This is a genomic window from Flavobacterium algoritolerans (assembly GCF_030010385.1).
Taxonomy (GTDB): domain Bacteria; phylum Bacteroidota; class Bacteroidia; order Flavobacteriales; family Flavobacteriaceae; genus Flavobacterium; species Flavobacterium algoritolerans.
Map to the genome: position 1 here is coordinate 284,680 of NZ_JASCRZ010000002.1, position 21,353 is coordinate 306,032.

Genomic DNA, 21,353 nt, shown 5'->3' on the forward strand with positions numbered 1-21,353 from the left:
GAATATACATAAAAGTATAATAATTTAAAGGATAAATATTTTTTTTAGAAGATGTTAAGTAGTCCATTTAGAAATAGTTTCCTCAATAATTCCTTTTATAATTGGTTTTGGGATATAATCATTCATTCCCGCATTGAGACATTTTTCTTTTTCTTCTTTTTCGGTACCCGCAGTTATAGCAATAATAGGCACATTTTGTCCTGATTTTAAAGTTCTGATTAATCGTGTCGCTTCATACCCATTCATAATAGGCATTTGGATATCCATAAAAATAATATCTGGATTTAATGCTTCAAATTGATCAACTGCATCTTTACCATTTGTAATTTCTGATATGACCGGATTTATATATAAGTTTTTAATGATTGTTTTTAGCAGTAACATATTTACTTTGTTATCTTCAACAATCATTATTTTGATTTTTTTGATGCTGAGGTTTTTTTTAGCGACTATATTTTTAATAGTATCGAAATCAGTTTCAAATAAGCTGCCTTTTTCTACTGGTTCGTTGCTAGTTTTTAAATTCAAATCAAAATAAAAAGTACTGCCTGAATCAATTTTGCTTTCTAGTTGCAAACGGCTGTTCATTAAACCCAATAATTGGTTTGAAATGGTTAATCCCAATCCTGTACCACCAAATTTCCTGGTTGTTGAGCTATCTTCTTGGGAAAATGCCTGAAATATTTTCTTTTTATTTTGTTCTAAAATTCCGATTCCGGTGTCAATTACTGCAAAACGAATTTTAGCATTAGAATCGTCTATTTTTTCAATAACGGTTACATCTAAATGTATAGAACCTTTTTCAGTGAATTTTACAGCATTGGCAAGCAGATTAATCAATATTTGTTTTAAACGTACGCTGTCTACCCAAAAATATTTAGGAATATCTGAGGCTATATTGAGTTTTAAGTTTAATTTTTTTTGATTGGATTCATATAATATTAAATCAATAATTTGACCTAACATTTCTCCAATATCATATTTATCTATAAATAAATCCAGTTTTCCGGCTTCAATTTTTGAGAAATCCAGAATGTCATTTATGATGTCCAATAAAGAATGTGCCGATTGATTTACAGTGGTGATATATTTTTCTTGGGTTACTCCAAGATTAGTTTTCATTAATAAATCAGTAAAACCAATAATTCCGTTCAAAGGTGTTCTAATTTCGTGGCTCATATTTGCCAAAAATTCTGATTTTGCTCTGTTGGCAGCTTCAGCTAATTCCTTTTGCTGTACAACGGTTTCTGTTTGTTTTCTCTCCGTAATATCAATAAAAATACCTTCAATAAATGCAATTTTTCCATCTTTGTAAATGGCATCTCCAAACTCTTCTACCCAAACAATATGATTGTCTTTATGTATAATTCGGTACGTTAAGTGAATGGCTCTTTTGTTTTCTATAGCATTTTTTTGTGCTGCAATTGTAATTGCTTTATCCTCTGGATGAATTAAGTCAATAAAGGATAATTGATCATTCAGGAAATTTGATTTTGCATATCCTGTTAGTTTTTCAATTTCATCATTGATGTAAATCTTAGTGTTATTTTCATCATAATTAGATAAATAAACGGTTCCGGGAATATTATTGGCTAATAATCGGAACTTTTCTTCACTTTCATTTATAGCTGTTTCGTTAGCAAGGCGTTCAATAGAAGAGGCGATATTACTGGCTAATGTTTGTAAAATATTAACTTCATCTTCTGACCATATTCGTTCATTTTGGGTATCATCAAATCCTAAAAACCCATGAAAATTGTTTCTCACAAAAATCGGAAAAAGTATCAATGAAACCACATCTACATTAGCTAATTTATCCTTCAAAGAAATATTTTCGATTTTAGGGATTATAGCTCTGTATATTTTATTGTTTAAAAGTGGTGTTATTAGCTCTTCAAAGTATTCGTATGGTAAATTTTGAAGCTTTACATTATTCTCAGTTAATTTTATATTGTGTATTATCCATCGGTATTTTTGACTTATTAATCCAGTATTTTCATCATTTTCATAGTAATATGCTCGATGAGATTTTGTTGCTTTTCCCATAATAATGAGTACGTCTGAGAAAATATCATTTATATCTTTACTGTTTAAAAACTTCTCTGTACAGAGCGCCATTGCTGATAAAAGGTCGCTCTTGTATTCTAATTTTTTCTCAGCTTCATATCTACTGTGTGAAATTATGGTCAATGATATAATATCCGATATTGTTCTGGCGAAAATGATATCGTCATTATCCCAATTTTTTTTGTTTTTTGAAGTTTCAAAACTGATGGTTCCCATTAATTCTCCACTGATAAAAATGGGAATGTCAAGTTGTGATTTGATATCGTATTTTAGAAAATAATTTTCTATAAATTCAGATAGTTCCACTTTATCTAAAACATCAGGCGCACAAATTTGCTTTTTACTTTTTATAGATTCAAAGTAAATAGGATAATTTTCTTTTTTTAATACATATCCTTTGCTGTAGGTATTGATTTCTAATTCATATAAATTTTCACAAGTAATGACATCTTCGGTATAACTCCAGTAACTAACGCGACAGCATTTAGTAACTTTTGATGCCGATTCAATAATTTGCATTATACTAAGGTCCAGATTTTTGTAATTTCTAAAGTTAGTAGTCGATAACTTTTTAATCGTTTTGTTATATTCCTCTACTTTTTTCTGACGAATTTTATTTTCAAATTCAATATCCTTGAATTTAGTTATATCTCTTGCAATACCGGAGTATCCTACTATTTTCCCAGTATCATTTCGATTAATGATCACCTTTTGAGAAACCCATAGTTCTTCTCCGTTCTTCTTTAATAATGGAAACTCAATCGTTGGGAAGTTTTGCTCATTTTCTAACAAGTTTTGGTAAAAATCCATTATGCTAGTACAGTAATCTTCACGTATGAATTCTAGATAATGTCTGTTTAGTATTTCTTTCTTTTTGAAGCCTAAAGTTTTAATAGTAAATGCATTCACAAATGTGAAATTACCGTTGTCATCTACCTCAAAAATAAGATCGATAGCATTTTGAATTAAATTTTTATATTGATTTTGTAAATGGACTTCATTAGTTACATCCTGACCAATGCCTATAATTAAATCGTCTGAAAATCTTTTGTCATTCCATTGTATGTGCTTGTATTCGCCATTTTTACATTTAATTTTTCGGATAAAGATTCTGTCTACCTTAAACTTAGTATGATAATCTTCTCCGTAAAATTCAGGGTCTTCGGTTAGCTTCCAGTAACCCAATCCCATAACCTGATCTACAGTATATCCTAAAATAGTTTCCACATTCTCGCTACAAAAAACAATTTCACCCTTTTTATTTGTTGCCAGAATAAGTGAATTTCCTTTATTGATAATTTGATTGTTAAAACGAAATTCAACATCAATATTTAATAATGATACGTGATGAATGTAATTTATAATCAGAATTATAGAACAATAAATAAATAGTGAAATATTAGTTTTTAATGGTATTACTTCTAAAACATAAGAGACACCTATGAAGATAAAAACGGATGTAACAAAAAACCAATACACTTTTATAGGTCGTAATACATTGTACGCAAAGTAAAAACAAACTACAAAAGCGGTTATAGGGATAACATCACTTGGAGAATAAATTAGATTACGGGCTATAAAACAAAAATAAATTATGAATAGCGCAATAAAAATTTGTTTGATATATCTAAATACAATAGTAGATCTGGTACTTACTAAGTACAATAAAATTAAAGAAAAGCCAATAGAACAATTGGGTATTAATAAACTAACAGGCCTAATTTTAAAAATTTCAAAAATGACTTCTATCGCAGGAAGTATGATTCCTAAAAAGAGTAAATAGAGCTGATATTCTTTGTTTTTAGTAACAGCTTCTACTCCTTTGTCTAATAGTTTGCTTCTTAAAGTAGACTTTATAGTATAAATTTTATACGCTAGAAAAATAAATAAAGTAGCAATTGTTAGCCATAAAAGACTATTCATTGTAAAAAAATTAGAAGCCCAAAATAAAACTAATTTTGAGTTGAAAATAGTCAATAGGCTACAGTATGACACCATAGAAGTATTTTGATTAGATTTGAATGACTAGATTTGGGTTTTTACCTCGATATAGATTTCAATGTAAGGATTTATTTTAAATAAAAACCAAAATTCAGTAAAATTAAATTTTGGTTTTTAGCTGTAAAAAATATTTTTAGTTTCTATTTTCAATCTCAGTTTGAGAATCAAATCCTATTATTTCGCTATAAATAGCATAATACAATGAATTTAAGAAGGGAAGCGTAAAAACAATTCCGATACAACATCCAATAAGCCCTACCAATGTAGCGATAGATCCAACAACAATTAATCCTAGAAGAATTAAAGGTTGTTTAGAAACAATTAGAATACTAGCTTCTAAAGCTTCTAAAGCTTTTAGTTTTCCAAAAATAATAAGTGGAATCATTAAAATGGTAAATAATTCTATAATTACTGTGATAACAAAACTAATACCGGGTATTTGTGTGTAATTAATTATAGTAGAGAAAATAGAACTAATTAGCGAAATAAGAAATGTAGCGATGAAAATTTCCTTGAAGTACGGTGCTTTATAATATTCAAACATCGTTGAAATATTGAACTCTTCATCTCTCTCAGCACAATATGCCATCTTTATTAGTGCTGCTGTCAATGGACTTAGTAAGCAAGAGATTACTATAGAAATTCCAGAGAAAATCAGTAAGGTATCTAAACTAAATTCTTCCGGTTTTAAATTTTCCGGTTTTAAAAAATCTACCACTGCTAGACTTCCAAAAATTGCAATTACTACTCCAAATGCCAAAATACTGAGGAGAACAAAAATGACAAAAATCATTAAGCCGCCGTACAACGCAATTTTTTTATAATTTTCGAATGCATGGTTGAAAACATTTCCAAAATCTAAGGTATATCCATTCTTTTTTATTTCCTCAATACGGTCTTGTGTAGTTTTAATCATTTGGTTTTGGTATTATTTGGTTTGTTAGTTTTTTATTTTTTAAAATAGACTTCTTCAAAAGTAACTCTAAATCGTTCCCCGTAAATGCCTTGTTCTTCTCTTATTCCACAGCCTAAAATCATGTTTATTTCTGAACGAGCAGGTAAATGTAATATTTTTTTAATTCTCAGCGAATCAAAACCTTCCATTGGACATGTATCATAATTTATGGCTGCCATGCTTATCATAAAATTCTGTGCTGCAAGTCCCGCACTTTTTTGTGCTACAATGCGCATATCGCTTTGTCTGGCTTGTCTGTAGATGGGTTTGAAGATTCCAATAACTTGAAAAGCAAGAAATTTTATCATTCCGATAATTCCTAAAAAATCAAAATAAAGGGTCGGAATAATTTTCTGATAATAATTCAAAGCAAATTTTTCTCTTTTCGAATAATCTGCTTCAGGCTTATTACCATATTGAATTTTTAAATGAGCAATATTCGATTGGACTCTTTTGCGCCATAAATCTTTCCTCGCCAGAACAACCACTATTTGTTGTGCTGTTTTTGCAGCATTCTGATCAAAACTGGCTTTTGCTATTTGTTGTATTATTTCTGGCGAAACAATATGGTAGAATTCCCAAAGTTGCATATTACTGCTCGTGGGTGCCAGAGTTGCTAATTGAATGCATTCTTTTACTTTTTGCGCATCAATAGCTTCGTTTTTAAAAACCCGAACGGATCGCCTGTATTTTATGGCCTCGCTTACTGATTTTTCATTGGTTACAACCATTTTAATATTTTTTGAATGGTTTTTAATTTGTCTTTATAGGGCGCATAACGCATAGGTAAATCGAGCCAAGTCCCTTTTTTTACAATTGCTTTTTTATGGGAAAAAATATCAAAACTTAATTTTCCATGATACGCTCCCATTCCGGAATTTCCAACACCGCCAAAAGGCAGGCGATTGTTAGCCAAATGAATTACCGTATCATTGATGCAACCGCCACCAAAAGAATATTTTTGCAACACTTCATCGATAAAGGATTTGTTTTGGGAAAATAAATACAGTGATAGTGGTTTTTCGAAGCTCGAAATTATTTTTTCAATATCAGCTTTTGATTCATAAGAAAGTATTGGGAGTATTGGGCCAAAAATTTCTTCTGTCATCACTAAACTATCCATTTTTGGCTCGTCAAGTAAAGTAGGAGCAAGGTATAATGTTTCTTTGTTAGATTGTCCGCCAAAAAGTATTTCTTGATTTTCCAATAAACGTAATTGACGTTCCCAATTTTTCAAATTGATGATTCTCGCAAAATCAGATGATTCTTCCGGGTTTGTTCCAAGTGCTTTTTGAATTTCTTGAATTAATAATTTTACGAAAGTATCTTTCATTTTATGGTGTACCAAAATATAATCGGGTGCAACACAGGTTTGTCCGGCGTTTATGATTTTCCCCCATAGAATACGTCGAGCGCTTAATTCTAAATTAGCGGTTTCGTCAACAATGCAAGGACTTTTTCCGCCTAATTCAAGGGTAACGGGCGTTAGGTTTTCGGCAGCAGCTTTTGCCACTATTTTTCCAACAGCGACACTTCCCGTGAAAAAAATATAGTCCCAGCGTTGATTTAATAATTCTTGTGCAATTTTGGCATCTCCAGTTATAACCACAACATCTTTTACAGCAAAAGTTTCAGTGATAATTTTAGAAATGATATTCGAAGTATTTGGTGTAAGTTCAGAGGGTTTTAAAGTTACTTTATTCCCGGCGGCAACTGCAGCAACGAGCGGGCACAAAGCCAATTGAAACGGATAATTCCAAGGAGAAAGAATCAATACATTCCCGTATGGTTCACTATAAATAAAATCCGAAGAGGGGAAATTTAAAAGAGAAGCAAAAACTTTCTTCGGCTTTGCCCAAGAATCGATATTTTTTATAGTTTCCTTCAAGTCACTAATCACATAATTAGTTTCTGTTAAAACAGCTTCAAAAGCAGGTTTCTTAAAATCATCATACAAAGCCTTAATGATTGCCTCTTCATTTTCTATAATGTTATGCAATAATTTTTTAAGGGATTCTTTTCGGAAAGCAATTTCTGTATGATAGCTCATTGAATGATTTTAATTTAAAATTACATAAATATTATTTTAAACCAGCTGTAGATCATAAAATAAAAAAATAAAAAAACAGGAATAACTATTCCTGTTTTATAATGTATAAGTATGTAAAGTATTGTTTTTGTTACATTTTTAATTGAAACATAATGATCAGATTAAACTGCATTCCAAATCACATCATCTGGTGTTGGTGCGATAATTTCTATATTTTCTTTGGTAACAGGATGGACAAAAACTAATTTTCGAGCATGTAAATGAATACCACCATCTGGATTACTTCGGTCAAAACCATATTTTAAATCGCCTTTTATCGGTGAACCAATAGCCGAAAGTTGAGCTCGAATTTGATGGTGTCTTCCCGTGTGAAGATTAATTTCCAGAGCAAAATAATTATTGAGTTCCTTGATGATTTTATAATCTAAACTGGCTAATTTACTGTCTGGAACTTCTTTTAAATGCGCTTTTGAGGTATTGTTTTTTTCGTTTCTTTTTAGGAAATGGACCAATTTATCCTCGGTATTAGAAGGCTTGTTTTTCACAATGCACCAATACGTTTTTTGAGTTTCACGGTTGCTGAACAACTCATTCATTCTCGTCAACGCTTTACTAGTTCTGGCAAAAACGACTATTCCAGTCGTCGGTCTATCCAACCTATGTACGACTCCCAGAAACACTTCGCCAGGTTTGTTGTATTTGTCTTTAATAAATTCTTTCACAACATCAGACAATGGTTTATCGCCAGTTTTATCGCCCTGAACAATATCGCCCACACGCTTGTTTACCACAATGAGGTGATTGTCTTCGTGTAGCACTTGAAGGTTGCTTTTATTGGAAACTATTTTCATTTTTCAATTCCCCTTGGGGTTTAGGAGCTTAATATTGTTCACTTGAATTAGGGAAATCACTGGATTTCACATCGGCAACATATTGACCGATGGCAGTTGTCATTCCTTCGTATAAATTCATGTATCTTCTCAAGAAACGAGGGCTAAATTCATTGTTCATTCCTAACATGTCGTGAATTACCAATACTTGTCCGTCAACTCCGCCACCTGCACCAATCCCAATTACTGGAATAGAAATACTTTGGGCAACTTTCTCGGCTAAATGAGCAGGAATTTTTTCTAACACTAATCCGAAACAACCTAATCTTTCCAATAATTTAGCATCTTCAATAAGTTTATCAGCTTCTTCCTCTTCTTTGGCACGAACCGTATAGGTTCCAAATTTATAAATAGATTGTGGTGTTAAACCCAAATGTCCCATAACTGGTATTCCTGCGTTTAATATTTTCTTGATCGAATCTTTAATTTCTTTACCACCTTCCAGTTTTACGGCATGACCACCACTTTCTTTCATAATTCTGATGGCAGAACGCAACGCTTCTTTAGGATCTGATTGGTAACTTCCAAAAGGTAAATCCACGACAACCAATGCTCTTTCTATAGCTCTCACCACAGATGACGCGTGATAAATCATTTGGTCCAAAGTAATTGGCAAAGTCGTTTCGTGACCGGCCATTACATTCGATGCAGAGTCACCCACTAAGATGACATCAATTCCGGCAGTATCAACGATTTTTGCCATGGTATAATCGTATGCGGTAAGCATGGAAATTTTCTCTCCATTAGCTTTCATCTCAATCAGTGATTTTGTAGTAATCCTTTTATAATCTTTTTTTGCGACAGACATATTTGTTGTTTTAAGATTGTAAAGGTAATAAAATGTATATTTTTAACTCAAAAATGTAACAGTAATGTTATTTGTAATACCAATTTATTAAAAAAGTAATTATGCGTAAAATAGTAGTATTGATAGTATTGTTCTTCTCGGCAAATTCTCAGGCTCAAAATCAAGAAATTCAAAAAGTGGTTGATACTTTTTTCGAGGCTTTTCATGCCAAAGATACTCTGAAATTACAGGCTCTTTGTGAGGATACAATGATTTTACAATCTATTAGTGAGAATGCTAAAGGCACCAAATTATCCAATGAAAAGCCACAAGTATTTTTTAAATCGATAGCTTCTATTCCTGCTGAATTAAAGTTTCAAGAAAAAATTCTGAGTTATTCTATTCAAGTGGATGGAAGCATGGCGCACGCTTGGACGCCTTATGAGTTTTATGTGAATGGCAAATTAAGTCATAAAGGGGTGAATGCTTTTACGCTTTTCAAAAAAGATAACATTTGGAAAATCGTTCATCTTATTGATACCCGAAGAAAGTAGTTTTGGTTTCACTTTTCATGAAATAATGAATTTTATTTCATGAAAAGTGAAATGATTTCTATGGGTTTTCAAAAGAGTTTAACAATATAAATCAATACGTGTCGTCATTCAAGTCTGATTCTTCTTCCTTTGCTTTTTTGAAATCATTGTTCAAGAAATGAGTGTATTTCTTTTTATCTTTTTGATTTTTTCTAATAAGAAATACAATCAAAATAAGCACACAAATGATTATAATGCTGATTATTACCCAATTAATTTCCATTATTTCTGGTTTAAGAATAGGTATTAAATATACTGTAAATAGTTGAATTATAGATTATCAGTGTTTTAAATTTGTATTATTAAATTTAACAATCCGCCAAATTTACGGCAATGGCTAATCCTCCCTCGGAAGTTTCTTTGTACTTGTTATTCATGTCTTTGGCAGTTTGCCACATTGTGTCTACCACTTTGTCTAAAGGTACTTTTGCGTTTTTTGGGTCGGTTTCCAAGGCTAGTTCAGCAGCATTAATTGCTTTTATGGCACCCATTGTATTTCTTTCGATACACGGAATCTGAACCAAACCGCCAATAGGATCACAAGTCAATCCCAAATGATGTTCCATGGCTATTTCGGCAGCCATTAAAACCTGTTCGGGAGTTCCGCCCATCAATTCGCATAAAGCGGCTGCGGCCATCGAGGAAGAAACGCCTATTTCGGCCTGACAACCTCCCATTGCTGCGGATATTGTAGAACCTTTCTTGAAAATACTGCCTATTTCTCCGGCAACCATCAGGAATTGTTTGATTTCCTTTTCTCCGGCATTATGGTTTTCAATCACTAAATAATACATCAAAACAGCTGGAATAACTCCTGCACTTCCATTCGTTGGAGCAGTAACCACGCGCCCTAAAGCAGCGTTTACTTCATTTACCGCAAGGGCAAAACAAGAAACCCATTTCAGGATTTGGCGAAATTTTACTTCTGTTTTTCTAATTTCTTCGAGCCAGCTTTGAGGCGAATCATAATTGGCTAAACCGATGAGGTTTTGGTGCATATCAAAAGCACGGCGGCGCACGTTTAATCCGCCTGGAAGAATCCCTTCAGAATGGCAACCAATGTACATGCATTCGAGCATCGTTTTCCAAATGCGCATCAATTCATGATCAATAACGGCTTCGGTACGCATTGATTTTTCGTTTTCATAAACGATTTCCGATATGGATTTGTTTTCTTTTTTGCAATAATCCAATAGTTCGGAGGCTTTGTCAATAGGATACGGAAAAGCACATTTTATCTGGATTTTCTTCTTGGCGTTGATGCGTTCTTCTTTGACCACAAATCCGCCACCAATAGAATAAAAGGTAGAAACGTATTCGATATCATCCGTCATATAAGCTGTAAAAGTCATTCCATTGGCATGAAAAGGAAGGAAGTTTTTATTGAAAACGATGTCTTGGAGGAAATAAAAAGGAATTGGTCTTTCGTTTCCTAAATTGATTTCGTTTTTGGATTCTATGGATTTAATGATTGCATCAATATTTTCCACAGGAATGTATTCCGGATCTTGCCCGCTTAAACCCAGCATTACGGCTAAATCCGTGGCGTGTCCTTTTCCGGTTAAGGAAAGGGAGCCGTATAAATCTATTTTTACCCGGTTTACAGTATGAAGTAAATTTTGGTTTCTCAATTCACTAAGAAAGCGTTCGGCAGCTCTCCAAGGTCCAAGTGTGTGCGAACTCGAAGGTCCAACACCAATTTTTAACATGTCAAAAACTGAGATACATTCTTCCATCTGTAGTGTGAATTTTGTTGTCTGCAAATATAATAGAATGTAGCAATGATACTAATCTAAAATAGAATAATATTGTTTATTTAATAATGAATATTGCCGTATTGTTATTATTCTTCAAGAAAAAATGAATTAATAAAAACTTGAGGATTAGTAAAATCAATATTTCACTAATCCGAAATTTAGCTTGTGCAATACTTGTTAAATGGCTATTTTTGAAGCATAACTAACCCAAAAAAATATGAAAAAGACCGTTTTTTCTTTTTATCTAATGCTAACTTTGGTGCTAAGTGTTCATTCGCAAGTGCAAAGTCCTTCTCAATTTTTACCCAATTACGGAAAACAAATTACCTATTATCATCAGGCTGAAAATTATTTCAAGCATCTTACGGAAAAGTCTACTTTTATAAAACACCAGAAATATGGTGTAACACCGGAACAAAGGGATTTGAATGTGTATTTTATTTCCAGTCCGGAGAATTTGGCTAATTTAGAACAAATTCGAAACAACAATTTAGCCGCCATTGGTTTATCCGAGAATAAATCGCAAATGATTGGCGATAAGTTAATTGTATGGTTGAGTTTTAATGTTCACGGCAATGAATTTGCAGGAACCGAAAGCGCGATGACAGTGGCTTACGAATTAGTAAATCCTTCGAATGCAGAAACTAAGAAGTGGCTAGAGAATACTATTGTAATTCTTGATCCATGCATTAATCCTGATGGATATTCCAGATACGGAAATTGGTTAAGAGAGATTTCAGGTAAAAAAACGCATCCGGAACTGTCAGACAGAGAGCACATGGAAGTTTGGCCAGGTGGTAGATACAACCATTATATTTTTGATTTAAATAGAGACTGGGCGTGGCAAACACAACCGGAAACCCAACAGCGTATTGCATTATACAACCAATGGATGCCTCAAGTTCATACAGATGTTCACGAAATGGGATATAATTCTCCGTATTTCTTTCCCCCATCAGCAGAACCTTTGCACGAATACATTGAAAAGTATCAAAAAGATTTTCATTACACTTTAGGAAAAAATATTTCTAAGAAATTCGATGCTCAAAACTGGATGTACAATACGGGGGAACGTTTTGATTTGTTTTATCCAAGTTATGGCGATACATATCCTACTTACAACGGAGCAGTCGGAATGACATTGGAACAAGGAGGAATAGGAGCAGGAAGAGAAGTTGTGATGAGCAACGGAATCAATTTGACTATAAAAGACCGATTGACGCATCACGCAACGGCTGTTTTAACGGTTGTGGAATCGGCGGCATCACAAGCGGATGTTTTGCTGAAAGGATTCAGAGGTTTTATGAATAATTCTCGAAAAACAGTTAAGGGAAATTATAAAATGTATGTGATGAAAAACAATCCGAAATTAATTCAAATGGCGGATTTGTTGAAAAAAAATAATGTAGAATTCAGTTATGCCGATGCCAGTCAAAAAGCTTCAGGATTCAATTACAACACCAAGTCAGAGAAAGGTTTTACGATTGAACCGAATGATTTGATTGTAAAAGTAGACCAACAAAAAGCCGTTTTTGCACAAGTTCTTTTTGAACCGAACCAAAAATTGAATGACAGTTTATCGTATGACATTACCTCTTGGGCATTGCCTTTGGCGTATGGAGTTGAGGGATATGCGGTGAAAAATAGTTTAGCCATTAAAACAAAAGCGTCAATTGAAGCGCTGGAAAAAACGATTCCTAAAAATGTATATGCGTTTCATATTCCGTGGAATAACAGAATCTCAGCTCAGGTTTTGTCTTTGTTGCACCAAAATAATATCAAGGTGCGATCAGCGATGAAAAAAGCTATTTTTGGTGATACAACTGTTGAGCCGGGAGGCTTACTGGTTACCAAAACTGACAATCCTAATGTAGCTGACTTTGAAAAAACGATTACTGATCTCGTGAAAATAAAAACAGATTTTAATTATATTTTAATTGGTTTTTCTTCGAATTCTAAAGATGTTGGTGGTGAAAATTTCAATTTATTAAAAGCTCCAAAAATTGTTTTATTGTCAGGCAAAGGAGTTGGTTCTACTGAATTTGGTTCTGTTTGGTATTATCTGGAAGAAACAGTGGGGTATCCGGTAAGTGTTGTGGATGCGGATAATTTTAAAAGAATAAAATTATACAATTATAACACATTGATATTGCCTGATGGTTATTACAATTTCTCTGAAGAACAACAGAAACAAATTGCAGAATGGGTTAAAAATGGTGGAAAAGTGATTGCCATGAATAGCGCACTTAGTTTATTTGAAGGAAAAGAAGGATATGCTTTGAGTCCTTTTGCTACGGATGAAGACAAACTTAGCTCTGAAAAAGAGGACTCTGAAAATGAATTAAAAGAACGATTCTTAGATTTCCAAGATACTGAACGCAGGTATATTTCTAAATCAATTCCTGGTGCTATCATTGAGAATCTTTTGAATAAAACACATCCAATGTCTTTTGGTTTAGGAGATAAATATTTCAGCTTAAAAACGGATGACAGACATTATTCATTATTGAAAAAAGCAACAAATGTTGTTTACGTACCTAAAGATTATAAGAGTTACGGTTTTGTTGGTAATGAAATCAAAAAGAAATTGAATAATACCGTAAGCTTTGCTGTCGATAAGAAAGAAAATGGCGAAGTAATTTATATGGTTGATAATCCGTTGTTTAGAGGTTTCTGGGAAAACGGAAATCTATTGTTCAGCAATGCATTATTCTTGGTGGACTAAAATTTGAATATTTATCATACAAAAAGAGCACGATAATTATCGTGCTCTTTTTTTTATCCAGATTGTATGGTTTTAAAAAGGGTAGCCAATAGCCAAGTTGAAAATTAAATTTTCTTTTCGCCAAGCGCCACTTCCAAAGTTAATTTGATCTAAAACCCAACGATCGCCATCAGGCAAGTATGGTTTCCGAATAGGGAAGGCGAGGTCTGTTCTCAGAATCAGAAACGAGAAATCGAAACGCAATCCGGCTCCGGCTCCAACAGCTATTTCGTTCAGGAATTTCTTTGAAAATTTGGCTCCGGGTTTATCCGGATTCTCATTCAATAGCCAGATGTTTCCGGCATCTAAGAACAAAGCACCTTTCACCAATCCGTAAATTTTAGCACGGTATTCGGTATTAAATTCCAATTTTATATCACCGGATTGATCGGGCAAAAAAGTATTGGTGTTGGTTGATGCGCCATCAAAACTTCCCGGACCAATGGAACGTGCTCTAAAGGCTCGTAAACTATTGGTTCCACCAATGAAAAACTGTTTGATAAAAGGCATTTCACGGGAGTTTCCGTAAGCAAATCCAACACCTGCAATAATTCGGCTGGCTATTTGAGAATCTGGACCTAATTTATAGTAATGTCTAAAATCATTTTCTATTTTGACAAATTGACTAAACGGAACATCAAATAATTTAATGGTATCGCCTTTTCGAACATTTGCTCCCGAAACTAATCCTGCCACATTTCCTGCTAAGTCGATACTCCCTTTGTAATAAAAGGTATTCTTCTTTCTTTTTTGAAGTGTATTGGTGTAGGTATAGGAATAAGTTGGTCCAAAAATCAATTGCTTTTCAATGACTTTTCCTAAAGATTCATTTTTCAGAATTTGTTCTTGGTACAAAGCAGTGACGTTTTCCGGACTGGCGTATGTAATCTCAGTAACATTGAATAAATGTTCTTTTCGTTCGTTTTCTTTCCATAAATAGCCAAAAGAACCTTTGAAGGTTTGCAGGGAATATAATTTGGTTCTGTTTTGGAATTCATATCCTAATGTTGCCTTCGTCTTTGGAACAAAACCACTTGGAGAATTTAGTTTAAAAGGCGCGACTAATCGTGGCCAAACTAAATTTGCTTCGGTTCCTATGCGGTATACATTAAACCCATTGTTTTGCCCGGAAACTTGTACTTCAACACCGCCAAAAGCAGAGATGGTAAGCAATTCAGCGCCTCTAAAAGTATTTCGATTGCTCCAGTTTAAATTGAGTTCCGTTCCGGTATAATTAGCGGAATTTGTTTTGGCTAATAATTCCAGTCGGATTGATTTTTTTGGTAATGGCGTCAGATAATAATACGCATCCAGATAATTTCCTGTTGTGTCAGAAACTCTGAATTGATTTTTTACAAATTTGAAAGTCCCCAGATTTACTAATCGATTCAAGGATAAATTATGGTCGGTACGGTTGTATAAATCATTTTTTTTGAAATACAATGCTCTGTCAAAAATGCGGGGTTTGAATAAATTCTCCGGATCAATAATGGTTAAATCATTGTATTTTTTGATGGAATCCATATTGTTTTTTACACTGTCAGAACCTATGGAATAGTTTGGATAAACGATAATTTTATTGATTTTGTATGGTGTCTCTGCTCGTTTTGGAGCTTCGTCTTTTACTTTTACAATAAGATCCACCTGATGGTCTGCAACAGTTGTATCTACTTGCACTTTGAGATAATCAGGATTAAAATAGAAGAATCCTTTTTCTTTTAGTCTGGCATCAATGCGAATTCTTTCTTCTTTGATGGCGTCAAGACTATAACCTTCGTCTTTTTTTAACAAACTTCTTCGTCTGGTATTGCGAACGGCAGTCGAAATTATAGAGGAATCTGTGGGGAATTTTACTTCTTTAATTTTATATTGTTTTCCGGGTTTTACAATGTATTCTGCGGTTGCTTTTTTACCATGTCGGGTTGAATCTGCCGATGTTCTTGTGTTGAAATAGCCACTGTTTTCGGCAAAGTTTTGCAAAACACTTTTGTTGTATTCTAAATCTACTTGGCTGTATAAAACAGGAGCTTCGCCCACTTTGGTTCTAAGCCAATAACGCCATCCTTTTTCTTTCTTTGGCGTCCCAGCCAGATTATAGATGTATAGTTTCGGTCTAAATCCTAAAATTGAAGAATTTGGTTTCGGTCTAAGAACTTCTTTTAATGCTGTTTTTAATGCTGTTTTTTCTTTCTTAGAGGTTTCTTTTCCTTCCACAGTTACTTTTGCGCCCGTATACAATAGTTCTCCTTCGGGCAGAAATCTCGTATTGCTACACGATGAAGCGAACAATGCTAAAAAAAGAAAATATAGTATATGGCTCTTGTTCATCAATTTATTATTTATTAAAAAAAATTAAACCATTAAGGAATTAAGTTTCATTAAGGAAAATCAATTGGTCTGTTTTCTTAATTTCTTAATGGTGCAAAAACTTTTATTTATTTTTCCGCCTTGCTTTTTTTGCCTCACTTTTGCGAAATAATTCACTGAATTTATTGTAATCCATAGTGATGATAAAAGCAATTCCTGTCTCCACAACTTCCCCTTGAAGCGCCACTTGGTATTTATTAATTCGGTACGCTCGTATTTTATATCTACCGTCTTTTGAAAGTTGATAATCAATCGATACATCGCCTGCAATATTATTGGCGTTTTGATTTACTTGTTGCGGACCTTCAATTCCAAAGCTGCTTCCTATCGTAACTTTCAATCGGTCATTCAATAATTTCTTCGAAATTCCTACGCTCAAATCGGTTTTATTTTCTCGTTGACCGGTGGTGTAATCATCAGAAGTATTCAAATCGAAATTGAGTTCTACGCCTTCAATTAAATCCCCCGCCAAATTATTAAGTTGTTGTGACAAAATTTTACTGGCACTTTCTCTTGCTAGTGACGAAACGCTCGTGCCTCCGGTTTCACTGGCAAAAGGGTTTTCTCCAATAAAACGATTCAAAAGCAGTAAGGCAAAAACCTGTTTGTTTAATTCATCCGGTTGCTGACGCAATTGCGTCAATTTAGCTTGTGTCGCATTGATAATTTCTGTTGAAACGCTGTTGTTTCCATCAGGTAGAATGATGTCAAAAGAAATGTTTGGCTTCATCAATTCGCCATTCATTTTCAATTCGGTTTCAAAAGGAATTTTTTGTTTGTAGGTGTTTCTCACTTCGGCAGTGACATCTCCTAATTGATCATTTATCAAATCAATTGGAGCAGCTTCAGTTTTATAAACCGCAGTGATATTGATGTCAGCCGTTGTAGGTTCACCAGTCCACAGGATATAACTTCCTTTTTTGATGTCAAATTTTCTTTTGATAGCATTAAAATTCATTTCATAACTACCTTCAGATAATTCATATCTTCCTGTCAAAGTTGTTTTTCCGGATGGATCAATACCGCCGTTCAATTGCGCTTCTCCTTTTAATTTTAGGAAATCCCCGTTTGCTTTATCAATAACCAACGACAATTCAGCATCTTTATCAATCTCAATATTTACCGAAGCGTTGATTCCTTTTATGTCCATTTCACTGTCCAATTCATCCATAACAATGGTCTCGACTAATTTCGGATTGTCTTGGTCAATGAATTCTACAATTCCTTCTCTGTCGGCAATTGATGGATCTGATTGTGGTAAAACAATAGTAAATTTAGTGTCTTTGTTAATTTTGATGTTTCCTTCAACAACGGGATTGTCTAAACTTCCAGATAGTTGCAAATGATTGTCCAAGTACAATTCACCATAATACATATCATTGTCTTTTGCCTTAGAATTGACGGCTTTGAAATTATCAGCATCGATGGCTAGATCAAAACCAAAATTGCTGAAATTTTCACTGTCAATCTTTCCGTTGATAGCTAAATCATTGTTCTTTTCATCCTTAATTATAAAATTGTCGAAAAGAATAGCATTAGGTGTAAAAACAATTTTATCGTTTAAAGACTTGAATTTTGCATTAAGCTGCTTCACTTTGAAACCAATTTCATTGAACTGTAATTCGCCAACTACTTTGGGTTGGGTAGTATTTCCTGTTATTTTAAAATTCCCTGTCAAGAATCCTGTGCTTTCAGTAATATTATCCAAAGTGAAACCCTGAATACTTTTTAAATTCAATTTATCAATATCAAGATTCATGTCAAAACTGCTGTCACTCGTTTTGTAATTTCCTTCTAAATTGACTTGATTTCCCTGACCTGTAATGGCAATTGCAGCGTCATATTGGTTAGCAATCGCATTATTCACTTTGATACTGATGTTTCCGATTGTATCTTTTTTGAAAGTAAAATTTTCAATGTTTAAGTCTGAAGTAAAAAGAGGAGTAGTACTTATATTTTTAACCAATGCATTTCCATTGATTTTACCGCTCATTTGCAAATCATCTTTCTCAACGATACTGGTAATGGTTTTTATGTCAAAATCTTTGAAATCAATTGCGATTGGTGCATTTGCCTGCTGCGATTGTGATTGTATCAGGATTTTACTTCCATCTTTACTCAATTCGAAATTATCGGCATAAACTCCTTTTTTGCCAAAGCGAATTAAATTGTCTTGCGTTATTTTCCAAGATTCATAGTTCAGCAATAAATTATTTGGATCAAGATTGATATCATTATTGCCGTTCGCAGCTTTTAATGTACCTGCAATTAAGTATCTTTCTTTGTCTTTTGAATCTTTTAATTGCAACGTATAATCCACAATATTGTTTTGCACTTTACCTGAAATACTGGTATGTGGCAATTGAATTTGTTTGTTTTGAATGTCATCCACAATAAAGCTGTAAGCAAGCGAATTGTCTTTGGTATCTACTTTAAGGACAGCATTTGTAATGGTGTTTTCGCCATAAATTAATTTCGGAATTGTACCATTCAAAACAATAGAGTCGTTGACAGAGTTGTATCGCCCTTGTATATTAATGGGTTCCAGACTTTTCAATTCAGGAATTAGTTTTAATAGAATTGGACTGTCTTTTACGCCAATTTTAAAAACAAATTCTTGTTTTTCCACAGCTGTTTTTCTGGAACTTGGTTTGCTGTCATAATACTTTGCAATAGAATTTGATAAAGCTGTTCCTATTTTTGATAACTTGTATTTTCCGTTGGCGTCCACATCCAAAAACGGTGATTTCAATACGAATGTATTCTTTTCAGAGGTGGAGGTTGCCACTGCGCTAATGGAATCAATTACAAATTCTTCTTTGGCATTAACTATGGTAATGTTGTGCGCATGTACCGCTCCGTTGAGGTAATCAAGATTTACCGATTGAATATCAGCATCTACAACGCCTCTTATTTTCAATGGACCAGCGTGCAGATTCAGTTTTTCCAAATCAGCGATATCCACATTCAGTTTTAGTTTTCCGGTAGGATATTTGTCTTTAAAACTGCCGCTACTTACCAAATCAAAAGTTAGATTAGGATCTTTTGCGAAAGCAGTTGCATTGAAATTTCCGTTGCGAATATTTCCTTTTACGGCTACATTTTGGTACGTATATTTATTATAATACGCTTTTAGAACAGTTCCGTTTAATGATGCAGTTGCTGTTTTTGGATCAAATCCTGTTCCTTTTATATTGGCTTTTAAAGTTACTTTTCCAATGGAGTCGTTTTTGATAAATTTCCCTAAATCAAAATTAGTAAGTTCGGTTTGGGCATCGTATTTCTCGTAATTTTTTCTGCTTTGGTCAAATGTAGCTTTGATTTTTGCATTTCCAAAACTACTTACGATATTCATATTGGTATTGAAATTAGCAATGGTTCCCTTAAAAATTCCTTTGGCGCTGAATTTTGCCGGCAACTGAATCGAATTTGGAATGGTTCCTTTTGGCAAAAAGCCAACAAAATCTTTCGAACCGGATTGCAAGTCTTTAATATTCAAATCAAAATAGGCTTTGTTTACATCTGGTAAGCCTATGATTCTCCCGCTTGCCGCAACTTTTGTAGTTCCAATGCCACTAATTTCTATACTTGGAAATTCAATGTTTTTTAGTTTTCCTTTTACAGTTCCATTAATCAGCAATATTGCATTGGGATTGCTCATAAATGGATTCGTATTATTCAAAGTTGGAGCAAAAAGCAAAATATCTTTAATCCCCAACTTGCTCTTTTTTAAATTGGCAATAAGACCTAATTCTCCCGGATTTTTAGCTAAAGATTCAATAGAAGGGTAGCCAATTCTAATTTCATCTTTCAGTTCCGTTTGCGGAGTTTTTAAATATAATTTTTTAAGGAAAGCATTCTTTTTGCCATAGAAAAATTCCGCATTAAAGGATTGAATATTTAAACCGCTTTTGTCTTTAACGGTTAATGAATTGGCAACTCCGGAAATATTTTCAGAATTGTAATTCAGTTCATCTACCTGTAAGTTTAGATTGGTAAGATTCAAATGGTTGTAATCAATTCCTTTTTGAACTGCAGCCTTATTATTATTATTATTATCGTAACGGAAATTTACCCGTTTGAATTCCGTTTTCTTTATTTTGACGTCCCAGTTGTTAGATTCGGTATTTGTAGCTTCGCTTTTAGGTTTGATTACATCTAATCTATCAAAAGTCAAAGTACCTTCTACGCCAGTTAAATCAAGACTTTCTATAATTGCGAATTGATTGTTAAGGTCAATTTTGTCAATTTTAGCAAGTAGCTTTTTCAAATAAAAATTTGTGGATAAATTGGTTTCTTCGCTTTCATAATCAAAATCAATTTTTGCTAAATCAATTTCGCCTAATTTTAATTTTAAGATGGGTTCCGATTCGTTTTTTATTGCTGCCGCTTTGGTCGCATTGGATATTTGAACCAAACCTTGCTTTAATTTAAATTGTAATCCATTGATTTTTGCTTTCGGAATTTCAAAGTTCATTTCGTTCAAATCGAAAGTTTTAATTCTCGTTTCAAAATGCTTTAGATTAGCGTAAAGATCATTTTTTGTGACGGCATCAGTATATTTAAACTTGATGCGGTCGAGCTTAATTTCTTCTACAGAAAACTGCATGGGTGGCGAATCACTCTTTTGTTTCTCTGGCGAAGCAAATGCTTTTATGATGTAATCAAAATTGAAAACAGCTTTAGAATCTCTATTTAAATGTGCCGAAATCCCCACTAATTCTAAGGAGTTGATTTCGACTTTATTGTTTATCAATTGAAACAGACTGATATCAGCAGCTAACTTTTCTCCCGCAAAAAGAGTGTCTTTTTTTTGGTCTTCAAAATAAACGCCTTTAAGAATTACTTTTTTGGGGAATTCAATTTCAAGACTATCAACACTTACTTTGGTTTTGATTTTTCCTTCCAGGTACGTTACTGCTTTATCTTTGGCATAATTCTGAACAGAAGGAATTTGAATAGCAACAAAAAGAATTAAGAACAACAGGATTATAATTCCTATTATCCAAAGGAAAATTTTTAAACTTTTCTTTACGTATGTTTTCAAATGAGGTGTATTTTTTGGTTAAAATTAACCAATTTAAATAAGAATTGCAATCTTGTCTGCAAATGGGATTACGTA

12 protein-coding genes are annotated in these 21,353 nt (G+C 33.4%); 2 read left to right on the forward strand and 10 right to left on the reverse strand.

The window, feature by feature from the left end; all coding sequences use genetic code 11:
* Positions 1 to 54 precede the first annotated feature (54 nt).
* The 6 genes from QLS65_RS06845 to panB form a co-directional block, all read right to left on the reverse strand.
* Entirely contained in the window at positions 55 to 3,990 is a 3,936-nt protein-coding gene (locus QLS65_RS06845; protein ID WP_282716148.1) for a PAS domain S-box protein, read from the reverse strand.
* Between the two features lie 211 nt (positions 3,991 to 4,201).
* Entirely contained in the window at positions 4,202 to 4,984 is a 783-nt protein-coding gene (locus tag QLS65_RS06850; RefSeq protein WP_282712520.1) for a hypothetical protein, read from the reverse strand.
* 32 nt (positions 4,985 to 5,016) lie between these two features.
* Complete coding sequence (locus tag QLS65_RS06855) at positions 5,017 to 5,754, reverse strand: nitroreductase family protein (RefSeq protein WP_282716150.1); 738 nt, start codon at positions 5,752 to 5,754, stop codon at positions 5,017 to 5,019.
* Entirely contained in the window at positions 5,745 to 7,073 is a 1,329-nt protein-coding gene (locus tag QLS65_RS06860) for an aldehyde dehydrogenase (protein ID WP_282712522.1), read from the reverse strand. Before QLS65_RS06860 ends, QLS65_RS06855 begins: the two co-directional genes overlap by 10 nt.
* 161 nt (positions 7,074 to 7,234) lie before the next feature.
* Positions 7,235 to 7,924: an RluA family pseudouridine synthase gene (locus tag QLS65_RS06865; RefSeq protein WP_282712523.1), complete on the reverse strand. Its 690-nt coding sequence runs from the start codon at positions 7,922 to 7,924 to the stop codon at positions 7,235 to 7,237.
* Positions 7,925 to 7,952: 28 nt separating this feature from the next.
* Positions 7,953 to 8,771: a 3-methyl-2-oxobutanoate hydroxymethyltransferase gene (gene panB, locus QLS65_RS06870; RefSeq protein WP_099715002.1), complete on the reverse strand. Its 819-nt coding sequence runs from the start codon at positions 8,769 to 8,771 to the stop codon at positions 7,953 to 7,955.
* Between the two features lie 101 nt (positions 8,772 to 8,872).
* Between panB and QLS65_RS06875 the strand changes: the two genes are divergently transcribed.
* Positions 8,873 to 9,304: a Cif family virulence factor gene (locus tag QLS65_RS06875; RefSeq protein WP_282712524.1), complete on the forward strand. Its 432-nt coding sequence runs from the start codon at positions 8,873 to 8,875 to the stop codon at positions 9,302 to 9,304.
* Between the two features lie 91 nt (positions 9,305 to 9,395).
* Here QLS65_RS06875 and QLS65_RS06880 read toward each other — a convergent pair whose 3' ends face one another.
* Together QLS65_RS06880 and QLS65_RS06885 are read right to left on the reverse strand one after the other, a co-directional pair.
* The gene (locus QLS65_RS06880) at positions 9,396 to 9,566 is read right to left on the reverse strand and encodes a hypothetical protein (protein ID WP_282712525.1); all 171 of its coding nucleotides are present in this window, start codon (positions 9,564 to 9,566) and stop codon (positions 9,396 to 9,398) included.
* A gap of 85 nt (positions 9,567 to 9,651) precedes the next feature.
* Complete coding sequence (locus QLS65_RS06885) at positions 9,652 to 11,079, reverse strand: L-serine ammonia-lyase (RefSeq protein WP_282712526.1); 1,428 nt, start codon at positions 11,077 to 11,079, stop codon at positions 9,652 to 9,654.
* A 238-nt stretch (positions 11,080 to 11,317) separates the two neighbouring features.
* On the opposite strand from QLS65_RS06885, the gene QLS65_RS06890 reads away from it, so the two are divergent.
* Complete coding sequence (locus tag QLS65_RS06890; RefSeq protein WP_282716153.1) at positions 11,318 to 13,825, forward strand: M14 family zinc carboxypeptidase; 2,508 nt, start codon at positions 11,318 to 11,320, stop codon at positions 13,823 to 13,825.
* 72 nt (positions 13,826 to 13,897) lie between these two features.
* Here QLS65_RS06890 and tamL read toward each other — a convergent pair whose 3' ends face one another.
* Both tamL and QLS65_RS06900 read right to left on the reverse strand, forming a co-directional pair.
* Positions 13,898 to 16,192, reverse strand: coding sequence for a translocation and assembly module lipoprotein TamL (gene tamL / locus QLS65_RS06895; protein ID WP_282716155.1), 2,295 nt, complete (start codon positions 16,190 to 16,192; stop codon positions 13,898 to 13,900).
* A 103-nt stretch (positions 16,193 to 16,295) separates the two neighbouring features.
* A complete protein-coding gene (locus QLS65_RS06900; protein ID WP_282716157.1) occupies positions 16,296 to 21,278 on the reverse strand; it encodes a translocation/assembly module TamB domain-containing protein in 4,983 nt (1,660 codons plus the stop codon).
* Positions 21,279 to 21,353: the final 75 nt, after the last annotated feature.

Bases quoted from the DNA above. Each gene is read 5' to 3' on its own strand.
- QLS65_RS06845 (WP_282716148.1), bottom strand. From the start codon at position 3,990: ATGAATAGTCTTTTATGGCTAACAATTGCTACTTTATTTATTTTTCTA.
- QLS65_RS06850 (WP_282712520.1), bottom strand. From the start codon at position 4,984: ATGATTAAAACTACACAAGACCGTATTGAGGAAATAAAAAAGAATGGA.
- QLS65_RS06855 (WP_282716150.1), bottom strand. From the start codon at position 5,754: ATGGTTGTAACCAATGAAAAATCAGTAAGCGAGGCCATAAAATACAGG.
- QLS65_RS06860 (WP_282712522.1), bottom strand. From the start codon at position 7,073: ATGAGCTATCATACAGAAATTGCTTTCCGAAAAGAATCCCTTAAAAAA.
- QLS65_RS06865 (WP_282712523.1), bottom strand. From the start codon at position 7,924: ATGAAAATAGTTTCCAATAAAAGCAACCTTCAAGTGCTACACGAAGAC.
- panB (WP_099715002.1), bottom strand. From the start codon at position 8,771: ATGTCTGTCGCAAAAAAAGATTATAAAAGGATTACTACAAAATCACTG.
- QLS65_RS06875 (WP_282712524.1), top strand. From the start codon at position 8,873: ATGCGTAAAATAGTAGTATTGATAGTATTGTTCTTCTCGGCAAATTCT.
- QLS65_RS06880 (WP_282712525.1), bottom strand. From the start codon at position 9,566: ATGGAAATTAATTGGGTAATAATCAGCATTATAATCATTTGTGTGCTT.
- QLS65_RS06885 (WP_282712526.1), bottom strand. From the start codon at position 11,079: ATGGAAGAATGTATCTCAGTTTTTGACATGTTAAAAATTGGTGTTGGA.
- QLS65_RS06890 (WP_282716153.1), top strand. From the start codon at position 11,318: ATGAAAAAGACCGTTTTTTCTTTTTATCTAATGCTAACTTTGGTGCTA.
- tamL (WP_282716155.1), bottom strand. From the start codon at position 16,192: ATGAACAAGAGCCATATACTATATTTTCTTTTTTTAGCATTGTTCGCT.